Source organism: Limnobacter parvus (assembly GCF_024623725.1).
GTDB classification, from domain to species: Bacteria; Pseudomonadota; Gammaproteobacteria; order Burkholderiales; family Burkholderiaceae_B; genus Limnobacter; species Limnobacter parvus.
The window spans coordinates 292,809-307,021 of sequence record NZ_JANKHG010000016.1 but is presented as its reverse complement, the minus strand read 5'-3'; the positions used below and the strand labels follow the sequence as shown (position 1 = coordinate 307,021).

General features: G+C 52.1%; 15 protein-coding genes. 14 read left to right on the top strand and 1 reads right to left on the bottom strand.

What is annotated here, in order from left to right:
• The first annotated feature begins 5 nt into the window (after positions 1-5).
• The 12 genes from glyS (at position 6) to ruvB (ending at position 11,003) form a co-directional block, all read left to right on the top strand.
• Entirely contained in the window at positions 6-2,090 is a 2,085-nt protein-coding gene (gene glyS / locus NSP04_RS06725) for a glycine--tRNA ligase subunit beta (RefSeq protein ID WP_257511575.1), read from the top strand.
• Between the two features lie 40 nt (positions 2,091-2,130).
• On the top strand, positions 2,131-2,694 hold the full coding sequence (gmhB, locus tag NSP04_RS06720; protein ID WP_257511574.1) for a D-glycero-beta-D-manno-heptose 1,7-bisphosphate 7-phosphatase: 564 nt from the start codon (positions 2,131-2,133) through the stop codon (positions 2,692-2,694).
• A 25-nt stretch (positions 2,695-2,719) separates the two neighbouring features.
• Positions 2,720-3,487, top strand: coding sequence for a lysophospholipid acyltransferase family protein (locus NSP04_RS06715; RefSeq protein WP_257511573.1), 768 nt, complete (start codon positions 2,720-2,722; stop codon positions 3,485-3,487).
• A gap of 7 nt (positions 3,488-3,494) precedes the next feature.
• Complete coding sequence (locus NSP04_RS06710; RefSeq protein ID WP_257511572.1) at positions 3,495-4,253, top strand: M48 family metallopeptidase; 759 nt, start codon at positions 3,495-3,497, stop codon at positions 4,251-4,253.
• Between the two features lie 289 nt (positions 4,254-4,542).
• Entirely contained in the window at positions 4,543-5,160 is a 618-nt protein-coding gene (locus NSP04_RS06705) for a hypothetical protein (RefSeq protein ID WP_257511571.1), read from the top strand.
• A gap of 50 nt (positions 5,161-5,210) precedes the next feature.
• Positions 5,211-5,597 carry a lactoylglutathione lyase gene (gene gloA, locus NSP04_RS06700; RefSeq protein ID WP_257511570.1) on the top strand — a complete coding sequence of 129 codons (387 nt, stop codon included), beginning with the start codon at positions 5,211-5,213 and terminating at the stop codon, positions 5,595-5,597.
• A gap of 186 nt (positions 5,598-5,783) precedes the next feature.
• The gene (gene dusB, locus NSP04_RS06695) at positions 5,784-6,833 is read left to right on the top strand and encodes a tRNA dihydrouridine synthase DusB (RefSeq protein ID WP_257511569.1); all 1,050 of its coding nucleotides are present in this window, start codon (positions 5,784-5,786) and stop codon (positions 6,831-6,833) included.
• On the top strand, positions 6,830-7,084 hold the full coding sequence (locus NSP04_RS06690; protein WP_257511568.1) for a Fis family transcriptional regulator: 255 nt from the start codon (positions 6,830-6,832) through the stop codon (positions 7,082-7,084). Before dusB ends, NSP04_RS06690 begins: the two co-directional genes overlap by 4 nt.
• 38 nt (positions 7,085-7,122) lie before the next feature.
• Entirely contained in the window at positions 7,123-8,715 is a 1,593-nt protein-coding gene (gene purH / locus NSP04_RS06685; protein ID WP_257511567.1) for a bifunctional phosphoribosylaminoimidazolecarboxamide formyltransferase/IMP cyclohydrolase, read from the top strand.
• A gap of 15 nt (positions 8,716-8,730) precedes the next feature.
• Positions 8,731-9,279, top strand: coding sequence for a crossover junction endodeoxyribonuclease RuvC (gene ruvC / locus NSP04_RS06680; RefSeq protein ID WP_257511566.1), 549 nt, complete (start codon positions 8,731-8,733; stop codon positions 9,277-9,279).
• A 62-nt stretch (positions 9,280-9,341) separates the two neighbouring features.
• On the top strand, positions 9,342-9,932 hold the full coding sequence (ruvA, locus tag NSP04_RS06675; RefSeq protein ID WP_257511565.1) for a Holliday junction branch migration protein RuvA: 591 nt from the start codon (positions 9,342-9,344) through the stop codon (positions 9,930-9,932).
• A gap of 15 nt (positions 9,933-9,947) precedes the next feature.
• Positions 9,948-11,003 carry a Holliday junction branch migration DNA helicase RuvB gene (ruvB, locus tag NSP04_RS06670; protein WP_257511564.1) on the top strand — a complete coding sequence of 352 codons (1,056 nt, stop codon included), beginning with the start codon at positions 9,948-9,950 and terminating at the stop codon, positions 11,001-11,003.
• A gap of 336 nt (positions 11,004-11,339) precedes the next feature.
• Here the strand turns inward: ruvB and NSP04_RS06665 are convergent, their stop codons facing one another.
• The gene (locus NSP04_RS06665) at positions 11,340-12,911 is read right to left on the bottom strand and encodes a wax ester/triacylglycerol synthase family O-acyltransferase (protein ID WP_257511563.1); all 1,572 of its coding nucleotides are present in this window, start codon (positions 12,909-12,911) and stop codon (positions 11,340-11,342) included.
• Between the two features lie 136 nt (positions 12,912-13,047).
• Here NSP04_RS06665 and ybgC point away from each other — a divergent pair, with 136 nt between their 5' ends.
• Together ybgC and tolQ are read left to right on the top strand one after the other, a co-directional pair.
• The gene (gene ybgC / locus NSP04_RS06660) at positions 13,048-13,452 is read left to right on the top strand and encodes a tol-pal system-associated acyl-CoA thioesterase (RefSeq protein ID WP_257511562.1); all 405 of its coding nucleotides are present in this window, start codon (positions 13,048-13,050) and stop codon (positions 13,450-13,452) included.
• A 43-nt stretch (positions 13,453-13,495) separates the two neighbouring features.
• Complete coding sequence (gene tolQ, locus NSP04_RS06655; protein WP_257511561.1) at positions 13,496-14,173, top strand: protein TolQ; 678 nt, start codon at positions 13,496-13,498, stop codon at positions 14,171-14,173.
• Positions 14,174-14,213 lie beyond the last annotated feature (40 nt).

The window sequence follows — 14,213 nt, the reverse complement described above, 5'->3', positions numbered from 1 at the left end:
ACACAATGAATCCTACTTTACTGGTTGAGCTGTTTACAGAAGAGTTGCCCCCCAAAGCCCTAAAATCGCTGGGCGACGCTTTTTCTGAACTTTTGAGTAAAACCCTACGCGACGAAGGGCATCTTTCTGATTCCAGCGTCGTGGAAAGTTTTGCGAGCCCCCGCAGGCTGGCCTGCCGAATAAGCGATGTGGCCGCGTTAAGTCCCGAGAAGAAAATTCAGGAACGCTTGCTGCCCGTTAAAATTGGTCTGGATGCCAATGGCCTGCCCACCCCGCCCTTGCAGAAAAAACTCGAGTCTCTGGGATTGGGATCAATAGGCGTAGATCAACTTGAAACCGTCAACGATGGCAAACAGGATGTACTCCACATTTCGCGCACGCAGGCTGGCAAGGCACTGGAAGAATCACTGAACAAAGCGCTTGAAGTGGCCACCACCAAGCTGCCCATTCCCAAAGTAATGAGCTACCAGCGCCCAGATGGCAGTACTGTGCACTTCGTACGCCCAGCCCACCGCCTAAGTTGCCTGCATGGTGAGCAGGTGGTGCGTGCCCAACTGCTGGGTTTGGAAAGCAACCGCATTACGCTTGGCCACCGGTTTTTAAGCAGCGGTGTGATCAACATTACGAGCGCCGACACTTATGAAGAACAGCTGGAGAAAGAAGGCAAGGTAATTGCCAACTTTAATAAGCGCAAAGCCTTCATTGTGAAAGCCTTGGCCAATCAAGCCGCAGGCGACAAAGTGATTCAGCCTGAAGAACTGGTCGATGAAGTGTGCGCGCTGGTGGAATGGCCAGTGGTGTATGAAGCCAGCTTCGAAAAAGAATTTCTGGAGGTGCCACAAGAATGTTTGATTCTGACCATGCAGGCCAACCAGAAATACTTCGCGATTACCGACCAACACGGCAAGATGAAAAACCGCTTCTTGCTGGTTTCTAATCTGCTGACGACCACGCCGGAACTGATCACCACGGGCAATGAACGCGTTCTGCGCGCACGCCTGGCCGACGCGAAATTCTTCTTTGACCAAGACCGCAAAAAAACGCTGGAAAGCCGCCTGCCAGGCTTGGCCAACGTGGTGTACCACAACAAACTGGGCACCCAGAAAGACCGCAATGGTCGCTTGGTTGAACTGGCTGCAGCACTTGCACCAGTGTGCGGTGCTGATGTGGAACAAGCCAAGCGCGCCGCCCAGCTATGCAAGGCTGACCTGCTCACTGACATGGTGGGTGAATTTCCGGAACTGCAAGGCAATATGGGTGAACACTATGCCCACCACGATGGTGAACATGCTGATGTGGCTCAAGCCATTGCCGACCACTACAGCCCTCGATTTGCTGGTGACCAACTGCCCCGCAACCCCGTGGGTGTGTCCACCGCACTGGCAGACAAAATTGAAACCATGGTGGGTATTTACGGCATTGGCTTAATCCCCACCGGCGATAAAGATCCGTTCGCATTGCGACGTCACGCCTTGGGCGTGATTCGCATGGTGATCGAGAAAAACCTGCCACTTGATTTGAAAGAGATGTTGGCCGCAGCAAGCTTGCTGTTCACAAATTATCCTGATTTCAAAATTGATCTCGATGGTTTGGAGAAATTCATTCAAGACCGCCTGCGCGGTTACTTGAAAGACCAAGGCTATTCCGCCGCAGAAGTTGAATCGGTGCTTAGCCAAAGCCCCAGCCAGTTCGCAGACTTGCCAAAACGCCTTGAAGCAGTTCGCGCCTTCTCACAATTGCCCGAAGCACAAGCGCTGGCAGCGGCCAACAAACGCATCAGCAATATTTTGAAGAAGACTGAAGTCGCTTCTTCAAATGTTGACGCAAACCTGCTGCAAGTGGACGCTGAAAAAGCACTGGCAGCGCAAGTAAAAGAGGTTGGGCCACACGCCACCAGGGCGTTCGAACAAGGCGACTACCAACAGGCGCTTATGGTGCTTGCACCGTTGAAAGCCAACGTTGACGCATTTTTCGAAAATGTGATGGTGATGGACAACAACGACGCCTTGAAAAATAACCGCCTGGCATTGTTGAAACACATGCATGGTTTGATGAACCGCGTGGCCGACATATCGCAATTGGCCAACTAAGCTGGCCACTTAAACATCACCACTGAGCAAGGAAAAACCCATGAAACTCATTGTGCTGGACCGTGATGGCGTCATCAACGAAGACTCAGATGAATACATCAAGTCGGTCGATGAGTGGGTGCCGATTGCCGGCAGCATGGACGCCATTGCCCGGCTGAACCGGGGCGGCTACCGGGTGGTGGTGGCCACCAACCAAAGTGGTATATCGCGCGGCATGTTCGACCTTGAAACACTTTCAGCAATGCACAAAAAGATGCATGAGCTGGCCAGTGTGGCAGGTGCACACATTGAAGGAATATTTTTCTGCCCCCACGGCCCCGATGACAAATGCGGTTGCCGCAAACCCAAACCCGGTCTTTTTCAGGAAATTCAAGCGCGAACAGGTTTTGACCTCGACGGCGTGCCCTGCGTGGGCGATTCCCTGCGCGACTTGCAAGCCGGTGCCAGCATGGGCTGTGCGCCTTTCTTGGTAAAAAGCGGCAAAGGCAAAAAAACTTTTGATAAAAACAAAGAAGAATTGCCAGCAGGTACCTTGGTGTTCGACAATCTGGCTGCAGTGGCCGAGCACCTGGTGCCCGATGACCCTTTTGCAAACAATCGATAACAATTAAAACTATCGGAGGCCTTTGGTGAGATCCTTCATCGGTTCTATCCTGTTTTTCATCTATGTGGTGGTTTACACACCCATTCATGCAACCATCTTGCTGCTTGTTTCACCCTTCATTTCAATTCGTAATCGGTATGTTTTCGCATGCTGGTGGAATGCGTTGAACATCAAAATGCTTCGCCTACTGTGCAACATTCAGTACAAAGTCGAGGGCATGGATCAACTGCCCAACACCGGTGCCATCATTCTTGCGAAGCATCAATCCGCTTGGGAAACCTTTGGCATACCAGCCAATTTGCTGCCACGTCAGCTGTGCCTGGTGTACAAAAAAGAATTGCAGTACGTGCCTTTTTTCGGGTGGGCATTGTGGGTGCTGCGCATGGTACCCATTGATCGCAAGAATGGTGTCGAAGCTTTTGAGCAAGTGAAGACCATGGCCGGTCAACGCATGCGCGAAGGGGCGTGGATGATGTTTTTCCCAGAGGGCACACGCGTACCGGTGGGCTACAAACGCCGCTACAAAACAGGTGGAACCCGCCTGGCTGTTGCCACAGGCACCCCCGTGGTTCCGGTGGCGCACGATGCTGGCGAGTACTGGAAGCGCAAGGGCTTTTTTAAAAAAGCAGGCACAGTCACATTGCGTTTCGGCCCACCCATTTCCCCGGAAGGCCACGATGCCGACAGCCTGATGAAAGTGGTTGAAGACTGGATTGAAAACGAAATGCACAAGATCAGCCCACATCGCTACACCAGTAGTGAAACTCCCTTAGTCGGCAAGAACGACAAATAAATACCAGATGAATTCGGCAGCACAACCCCCCAATGAGATTCGCAGCATCGAGCTGCCGTGGGGGGTGTGCAGCTATGTTTTGAAAAGAAGCAAACGAAGATCTGTCGGTTTTCTAATTGGCGACAACGGCCTGCAAATTTCAGCCCCCCTTCGCTTGTCGGTTACAGAACTTCACAACATCATCCAGACCAAATCGCGATGGATTCAACAACGCCTAAGCCAGTGGGAAACACGCAGCAAACAGACCATGCCGCTTGCAATCTTGCTGGCAGAAGGCAAACCAATTCCCGTACGTGGCGAAGCGTACCAACTGCAAACACTGCCGACCCGCAGCAAAGCGCTGCTAAACCCATGGACCAAGAGCATTGCCTTGCCTGCCTGCGAGAATATCGAACAACGCATCAAAGCGATTGAAAAAGTACTCCGAGCGCATGCCAAAGAAGTATTTACCCACATGGCGGCAAAGCTTGTCGAACGCCAAGCGCTGACCCAACTGTTGCCCAATTTTTCAATTCATTTGAGCAGCCCCGCCTCACGTTGGGGTAGCTGCAACAGCAAGCGTGAAGTGCGTTTGAACTGGCGTTTGGTGCATTATCCGACGCCGCTGATCGAATATGTAATTGCGCATGAATTGGCACACCTGGTTGAAATGAACCACAGCGCGCGCTTCTGGGCTGTGGTGGAAAGCCTGATGCCTGACTACAAGGAACCTCACAAAACCTTGTCGAAAATGAACCCGGCAGAGGTACCGACAATATTGTTATAAATTCGCTGTAGTTAGCTAGGTTCGGAACTTTGACCACCACTTCGATCACATACCATGGTCGGTCAAAAAGGTCAGTATGCGCAGCATCTCGTCAACCCAAACCATCACCCACAATCCATCCATACCTGCGAATGAAACCGAGCACAGAGGGTTGGGACGTGTTACCCAAAGTTTGTCTCGTTTGTTATTTCGAAACACATTGTGTGGTGGAAAAAGTACCGCTGCACTATTTCCCCGTGAATGTGAAACTGGCAAACTTTAAGCCCCCGCGCCATTTGATGAATTCAAGTTGAATAACAAACAGCTTCATCAGCTGGCATTGCGACTTCGCAATAAAGGGGTTTGCACCATCGCCGCAAGCGAGGTGAGCAAACAATTTCTAAACTCAATTTCTAACAATGGTGAAGACTGGGAAATCGGTACTTCCAGAGTGAGGTCCAAGAAAATACCTGACATTGCGCTTAAGTCAGGCATGACAGAAAACCTTGAAAGGCTTTTAAGTGTACTTACAAAAAAGCCTTATCACTTGAAGTCAAAAGACTTTGAGCTTCGCCAACCTAGCGGCAAAGACGCGGCTGAATGGCACAAAGACAGCGCCCTTCATACGATTGTTGTGCTTTACACGCTGAAAGGGGCAGGCACTGAATATGTATCTCTGCCCGTTGGGAAGAAAAATCTCCAGGTCTCGCCGTATCATCCAAACGCCTACCTACCTATCGAAGGAAAATTTTCGCCAAAGCAAATTCAATACGCCCCAGACGGTGAATTTCTTATTTTTCTGGGCATGGGAATGAAGACGCCTGAGCTGGAAAAACTGATTCACCGTGCCCCCGCAGAACCTGGACGAGAAATTGTATTAATACGATGTAGCAACTCAACACAGTCTGTCGATGGAACCCTGACTTGATCGCCCGTACAATAATTGACTTGTTGAATACTATTGGGGGCTAACTGTTCATGAGAATTCTTCACACCATGCTTCGCGTCGGCGACCTGCAACGTTCCATTCACTTTTATACGCATGTCATGGGCATGAAAGTCATACGCACCACCGAACGTGCAGACCAAGGTTATTCACTGGCCTTCGTGGGCTACGGCACAGAACAGGATGGCGCAGTGCTTGAACTGACCTACAACCACGGGGTTGAACACTACGAATTGGGCACAGCGTATGGTCACATTGCAATTGCAGTTGAAGACGCCTATGCCCAGTGTGAACGAATTGCACAAGCAGGTGGAAAGGTATCGCGTGCAGCAGGCCCCGTGAAAGGAGGCAGCACAGTCATTGCATTTGTCGAAGACCCGGATGGTTACAAAATCGAGCTAATCCAGACAAGTCGTTAGCACGATTCGAATTACTTTTCCATGCACTGTGCCTAGTCTGCCAGCAATGCAGGCAAGGCCTTGCGGCCCACTTTGACAAACAGAAGTCAAGTAAAAAATTTCCATTTTTTTCCGGATTTAGGGTCGAATAAAATCGCAGTGCCCGTTACAATGGGCTGCTCGAAATTTGCTTAAATTTTGTGCAACGTGCGCATCGCTCATTTAACACTTCCAAATAATCTGTTCTTGGCCCCAATGGCCGGTGTAACAGATCGCCCCTTTCGCCAGTTGTGTAAAACACTGGGCGCGGGGCATGCTGTGTCTGAAATGGCTGCGAGCAACCCTGCCCTGTGGAAAACAGACAAAAGCACACGCCGCCTGAACCATTACGGCGAAACCAAACCCATCGCTGTACAAATTGCCGGGGCTGACCCTGACATGATGGCGCACGCAGCCGCTTACAACATTGAGCGTGGCGCGCAAATTATCGACATCAACATGGGCTGTCCTGCCAAAAAAGTGTGTGCCGTCGCTGCAGGGTCTGCACTGCTTCAGAACGAAGCTTTGGTTGAACGCATTTTGAGAGCAGTGCACGCCGAATGCGCCCAACGCGGCGTACCGCTTACCTTGAAGTACCGCACCGGCTGGTCGCCTGAACACAAGAACGCGATTCACATTGCACAAATGGCGGAATCCATCGGCGTTTCGCTGTTGACCTTGCATGGCCGCACACGCGCCTGCGGGTACACCGGCCATGCGGAATACGACACAATCAAAGCCGTGAAGCAATCAGTGAATATTCCGGTAATCGCCAATGGCGACATCACCAGCCCAGAGAAAGCAAAGTTTGTTCTGGATTACACCGGGGCTGATGGTCTGATGATAGGCCGGGCTGCACAGGGCAACCCCTGGATTTTTAGAGAAGTACTGCATTACCTGAAAACTGGTTCGTATCTTAACGCACCGACACTTGAAGAAGCCCATGAAATCATGATGGACCACTTGCGTGATCACCATGAATTTTATGGAGAAAAAACGGGCCTGCTCACCGCCCGAAAGCATTTGCAATGGTATCTTTGCGGCCCAGCCGGAAAAAACAACAGCGTGGTCGACCAGCTTATGCTGGCGCAATCCACAGGCGAACAATTGCGCATTGTTGATGAATTTTTTCTGGCATGGAAACAAAGCGGTCAAGTGTATTTCACCGCTGCAAACGATTCACTCCAACCAACACCAAAAAGAAGATTGGCAGCATGAAACCCAATGACAGCGACCTAAGCCCTATTACAATTTCCGAATGCATTCGCAGCAACCTGGACAAGTTTTTTGACGACCTGGAAGGCGAATGTGCCAAGTCGGTGTACGACATGGTGCTGTCTGCCGTGGAACGCCCCATGCTGGAAGTGGTCATGGAAAAAGCCAACTCGAATCAAACCATCGCAAGCCAAATGCTGGGCATTAACCGCAACACCTTGCGCAAAAAATTGCAGCAGCACGGCCTCATTTAATTTTCTTTCTTCAGTCGGCTTAGCCCGGCCAAATTGCCATGACATCAAATCCAACCATCAAACGCGCGCTGCTCAGCGTGTCCGACAAAACCGGCATTCTTGAACTGGCCAAAGCATTGGCTGAACAAGGTGTGGAAATTCTGTCCACCGGCGGCACCGCAAAACTGTTGAGCGAAAAAGGCCTCGTGGTCAAAGAAGTCAGCAGCCACACCGGCTTTCCTGAAATTATGGATGGCCGTGTAAAAACACTGCACCCGAAAATTCATGGTGGCATTCTGGCGCGTCGCGATTTGCAAAGCCACTTGGATGCGATGAAAGAACACGGCATTGGCGCAATCGATTTGGTGGCAGTGAACTTGTACCCCTTTGACAAAGCCACCGCCGGCGACAAGGTAAAGCTGGAAGATGCAATCGAAAACATCGACATTGGCGGCCCAGCCATGGTGCGTGCTTCAGCAAAAAACTACACCGGCGTGACCATCATTGTTGACCCTTCCGATTACGGCAAAGTAATCGATGAAATCAAGGCCAACAGTGGTGCAACCACATTAAAAACACGCAGCGGCCTGGCAGCCAAAGCCTATGCACACACCGCCCGCTACGATGGCGCAATTGCTGCATTCCTGACCAGCCTTCAAGGCACTGAAGGCGTACTGGAAGACACCCCCACACGCGCAGAATACCCTGAAGTACTCAGCATGCAGTTTCACAAAGTGCAAGACATGCGCTACGGCGAGAATCCGCATCAAAGTGCCGCCTTCTACCGCGAAGCCAAAGCACCTGTGGGCTTGCTGGCCAACTACCGCCAGTTGCAGGGCAAAGAATTGAGCTTTAACAACATTGCCGATTCCGACGCCGCTTGGGAATGTGTAAAAACATTTGAAGCGGCTGCCTGTGTGATCATCAAACACGCCAACCCCTGCGGCGTGGCTGTGGCCGAAGGCCCCCTGAACGCCTACCACAAGGCATTTAAAACAGACCCTACTTCAGCATTCGGCGGCATTATTGCATTCAACCGTTCCGTGGATGAATCCACCGCGCAAGCCGTGGCCAAACAGTTTGTTGAAGTGGTGATTGCGCCTGCCTTTGATGAATCAGCCCGTGCAGTTTTTGCGGCCAAGCAAAACGTTCGCCTGCTTGAAATTCCAGTGGAAACCGGCATGCACAAGTTTGACTACAAACGCGTGGGTGGTGGCTTGCTGGTGCAAAGCCCGGACGAACGCAATGTGCAGCAAAGCGAAATCAAGGTGGTCAGCAAACGCCAGCCCACCGAACAACAGTGGAATGATTTGATGTTTGCCTGGCGCTGCGCCAAGTTTGTGAAAAGCAACGCAATCGTGTTCTGCAAGGACGGTATGACCATGGGCGTGGGCGCAGGGCAAATGAGCCGTGTGGATTCCGCACGCATTGCATCCATCAAGGCACAAAATGCTGGCCTTACTTTGGCGGATAGCGCAGTGGCGTCTGACGCATTCTTCCCATTCCGCGATGGGTTGGATGTGGTGGTGGATGCTGGAGCAAGCTGCGTCATTCAGCCCGGCGGTTCCATGCGCGATGAGGAAGTAATTTCCGCAGCAGATGAACGAGATATTGTGATGGTGCTAACCGGTGTGCGCCATTTCCGCCACTAATTCGCACCGCTTGTGATGCGCATACTTGGCATAGACCCGGGCTTGCGCATCACCGGTTATGGCGTTGTCGACATTGTTGAAAGCCAGCAAATCTATGTGGCCAGTGGTGTAATTCGTTCGAATTCCGATGCTTCCCTGCCCGACCGCTTGCACACCTTGTTTACCGGGCTGTGCGAATTGGCTGAATTGTACAAACCCCAAGTGGCCGTGGTTGAAAAGGTATTCGTTAACGTGAACCCGCAATCAACCCTGCTGCTGGGGCAAGCGCGGGGCGCAGTGCTTACGGCGCTGACCCACAGCGGCATTGCGGTGACCGAATACACTGCGTTGCAAATTAAGCAGGCAATCGTGGGGCACGGCAAAGCCAACAAAGAACAGGTGCAGGAAATGGTAAAGCGTTTGCTGAAACTGCCCGCCCACCCTTCTGCCGATGCAGCAGATGCCCTGGCCGCCGCCTTAACCCATGCGCAAAGCAGCAAACTGCTGGGTGCACTGGCTGCCAAAGACCTGCCCACCAGTATTTTCAAAACCCGCACCCGAAAGGGCCGCACCAGCTGGAAATGAATTCGCTTGGCGTATAATCGAATTCAGTTTACTGTGATTATGAACAGTGTGGAGAAACTGCAATGATTGGTCGCTTGAAAGGCACCTTGCTGGAAAAAAATGCACCGTGGATCCTGGTCGATGTTCAGGGTGTGGGCTATGAACTTCAAGTACCCATGAGCACCCTGTTCAACCTGCCGGAAATCAATGGCATCTGCACCTTGCTGACCCACCTTGTGGTACGCGAAGACGCGCACACGCTGTACGGCTTTCAAAACATTGCTGAAAAAAACCTGTTCAAAACCCTGATTAAAGTGTCGGGCATCGGGCCACGCACCGCGCTGGCCATTTTGTCTTCCATTTCCACCAACGACTTTCTGTTGGCTGTACAAAGCCAAGAAACAGCGCGCTTGGTGAAAATTCCGGGCATCGGCAAAAAAACTGCCGAGCGCTTGCTGCTGGAACTGAAAGGTCAAATCGTGGCGCTTGGCGGCACCGCCAATATCGCAGAGGGCATGCCACTGCCGGTGGGCAATCAAAGCGAAATTGTTCAAGCACTGTGCGCACTGGGTTATTCTGACAAAGAAGCTGCATTGGCCTGCAAAGGCCTGCCTGAAGGCAGCAGTGTGACCGATGGCCTGAAGCTGGCCTTGCGCAATTTGTCAAAAGGCTAATAGAGAACACTCACAATGATTGAACCCGATCGCCTGATCAGCCCTGTCAAAACCACGCCAGCCGAAGAAGCCTTCGAGCGCGCCCTGCGTCCCAAGCATCTGGACGAGTATGTGGGGCAACAAAAAATACGCGATCAACTCGATATATTCATCGCAGCGGCGCGCGCCCGAAAAGAGGCGCTTGACCACGTTCTGTTATTTGGCCCACCCGGCCTGGGCAAAACCACGCTGGCCCATATTCTGGCCCGCGAAATGGGTGTGAACCTGCGTCAAACTTCCGGCCCCGTACTGGAACGGCCCGGTGATCTGGCTGCATTGTTGACCAACCTTGAAGCCAACGATGTGTTGTTCATCGATGAAATTCACCGCCTTTCGCCTGTGGTCGAAGAAATTCTGTATCCGGCGCTTGAAGACTATCAAATCGACATCATGATTGGCGAAGGCCCAGCAGCCCGCAGTGTAAAACTCGACTTGCAACCCTTCACCTTGGTGGGTGCTACCACCCGCGCAGGCATGTTGACCAACCCGCTGCGGGATCGTTTCGGCATTGTGTCGCGGCTGGAGTTTTACACACCGGAAGAACTGTCGCGCATTGTGGCCCGTTCCGCGAATTTGCTGGATACACCTGCAGAGGCCTCCGGTTGCCTTGAAATAGCACGCCGCTCACGCGGCACTCCCCGCATTGCCAACCGCTTGCTGCGCCGCGTGCGCGATTACGCACAAGTGAAAGCCGATGGTGTGATTACCGCCGCAGTGGCAGACGCAGCACTCACCATGCTGGATGTTGACAAAGTGGGCCTGGACCCCATGGATCGCCGTTTGCTTGAAACCATCATTCACAAGTTTGGTGGTGGACCAGTGGGGCTTGAAAGCGTGGCGGCTGCTATTGGTGAAGAGAAAGACACGATTGAAGATGTGCTTGAGCCCTATTTGATTCAGCAAGGCTACATTCAACGCACTCCAAGGGGGCGCATTGCCACACTGAATACCTACGCGCATTTTGGGCTGACTGCACCGGCGAGTTTGGCGGGCACACATGCGGCGAATGTTCAGCAAGGTGATTTGCTCTAGCCGATGTTGTCGCCAACTTGGCGTGGTTTGATCGCCAACCCGGTTAGGGTGGTATTCCAACCCGGCGTGGTTCACTGGCCGGTACACACGCAATCAGCAGCGATGTCCTAGTCGCTTCGCCTTCAAGAAGACCTGCCCGTTTGTTGAATTTCCCATCCGCTCGGCAAAGCCGAAAGCGCAGCCCGCCCGCTTTGTTAGCGGGTGCGCTTAGGATGGTGAATTCAATAAAAAGGGAACTACAGGTTTTCTGGCGAATGATTGGGACTCGCGCTGATTGTGCAATGAACGAGGCCATGGACGGGACACTTGCGCTGATTGCGCGACAAACCCGCACAATCAGTCTTCCGGCGTTTTCACCGGCTTGCCTGCCCCAACCTTGGCCGTAGCCGGTTTACGAACAACAGGCTTCCTCGCAGCAGCGGGACGCTTTTCATTGGCCATCTTTTGAGCAGCAGGCCTTTGCACAATCGGCTTGGTTTTCGCAACAGGTTCGGCACGCTTGCTTTCCCACTTCACACCCAGCATCGCTTCAAGCTCTTCCAGAGCCTCACCGGTGTAAACCGACAAACGCTGCATGGAAGGCAATGCGTCGTGATCACCAGTAAACGCCACATTGAATTGGCCGGAGTAACTGACCACAGTAATATTTAAGGCCTGACCGTGCGGAATAAGGGAGATGGGATAAAACTGCTCTAGCCTGCAACCCGAGAAATACAAATCGCGAGACGGGCCAGGCACATTGGAAATCACAGTATTGAAAATTGGCCGGGTCAACCCACCCAAGCCCGACACCAGCTGCAACATCATCGGTGCCATCAACATAATGGTGTAGTTGTTAATGGCCTCTTTGGGCATGGCCTGTAAATTGGCTTTGGCCATCTGCGTGGAACGGTGAATTTCGTTCAAGCGCACCAAGGGATCACTTTCCGTGGTGTACAGGTTGGCGATAATAAAACTAATTGCATTGCCACCGTCCAGATCGTCGGCTGGGCGAACCGACACTGGCAAACCAGCGGTGAGCGATTCCGAAGGCAATGCATCGCGTTCCAGCAGGTAGCGGCGAATTGAACTGGAGCAAATCGCCAGAAAAATATCATTCACACTCACCTTGGCAGCCTCTGCCACCGCGCGAACCCTCTCCAGCGGGTAGGTTTGTGTTGCCAAACGACGGGCGCCGCCAACGCGCTTGTTCACAATCGACTTTGGGCCCGAGAATGGCGTGGCCAAGGCAGAATCTGTGGGTTTTACAGCCTCGCGCATCAAATCCATCAAGGCGCGACCCGCAGCAGGAAGAGATTGTCCACTCAGCTTCGCGGCCTCCCAGGCCTCGCGGGCCTGGTCTGCAAAATGTTGTGGTTCGCTGCTCTTTTTCTTTTTGCTGATGGTGCCCACCGACCAAGGCGCAGGTAAGCCCAGGCTTTCCTTGGCGGTTTTACCAAAAATTCTTTCCATCAGCCGCATCCCACCCACACCATCCATCAATGAATGATGCATTTTTGTGTACAGGGCAAAACGGTTGCCGTACAAGCCTTCAATCAAGTGCATTTCCCACAGCGGTTTTCGAAAATCCAGTGGGTGGGAATGCAAGCGGGAAATCAAGGTGCCCAATTCCCGTTCACCGCCTGGTGCGGGCAAGGCACTGTGGCGGAAATGGTAGTCCAAATCAATTTTGTCGGCCTCAATCCACTTTGGCATCAGCGTCAATAAGCGGGGGCTGGACAATCTGTAATTGAAAGGCGGCGCAAATTCTAGTGAATTACGCAGCATTTGAACAATTCGGGAAATGGCCTGCTGAGAAGTTTCACCCTCGGGTACTGCAAAAATCGCCATGCTGCCCACATGCATGGGCGCTTCTTTTGATTCAACATAAAGCCAGGATGCATCCAGCAGGGGAATATTTCGTGCCATGTCAGCGGTCTCCACTTCTCGTTGTTGTTGGTTTATTTAGTTACGCATTAATTTAATGTCGCAGCGCTCTCCCGGCCACCGGGGCGGCCCCTCTCCTGCATACAATATCGTTAGCATACTCGACACAGGCCATTTCATGACATTCAAGTTTTCAGTGCGCGTGTATTTCGAAGACACCGACGCCGGCGGCATCGTGTACTACGGCAACTACCTCAAGTTTATGGAGCGCGCGCGCAGCGAATACTTCCTGCAAAAAAGTATCGGCATGAAATCACTGATGAACGACCATGAATTGGTGTTCGTTGTCAGCCGGACAGAATTGAACTACCTGCGCTCTGCTAAACTTGAGGATGTACTTGAAATATCGGTGGAACTTGCTGAACTTAAGCGAGTTTCTGCGGTCTTCAAGCAAGTCGTAACGTGCAATGGCGAGGTACTTTGCGAGGGCAAAACCAAGGTGGCTTGTGTGAATACGCAAACCATGAAACCCAGTGCCATGCCACCGGTTGTGTATCAACAACTCAACCAATTGCTGGCCTAGTGCGTTACACGATACAAATCATTTTTCTTACCGCGGATTGTTAATGGATATTTCTACTGACATGTCATTCATGTCCTTGGTCGCTCAGGCCAGCCTGGTTGTTCAGCTGGTTATGTTGATTTTGGTCATGATTTCCCTGTTGTCTTGGGCCACTATTTTCAAGAAATGGGCTGTGCTAAAGCGCACCAAACAGCAAGCAGACAAGTTCGAAGAAGAATTTTGGTCAGGTGGCGACTTGAATACCCTGTTTCAGCGCGCCGGCATGCGCCGCAATGAAGCAGGCCCGTTGGAACGAATATTCGAGGCAGGCATGAGCGAATTCCTTCGCGCCCGCGACAAAAAAGGGTTGACTGACAATTCCCTGATCATTGACGGCGCGCGCCGCGCGATGAAAGCTGCTTTCCAGCGCGAAAACGAAATTCTTGAACGCAACCTGCCCTTTCTGGCATCAGCAGGTTCCGTAAGTCCTTACATTGGCCTGTTTGGAACAGTGTGGGGCATCATGCACGCCTTTGTGGGCCTGGCCAATGTACAACAAGCCACCTTGGCATCGGTTGCACCGGGCATTGCGGAAGCGCTGATTGCAACCGCGATTGGTCTGTTTGCTGCTATTCCAGCTGTGGTTGCGTACAACCGCTATGCCAACGACATAGACCGCTTGTCGACCCAGTTTGAATCTTTCGTTGAAGAGTTTTTGAACATCCTGCAACGTCAGCATTGATGACAGCATCGAGGCCAGCAATGAGCAACAGGAAATTTAA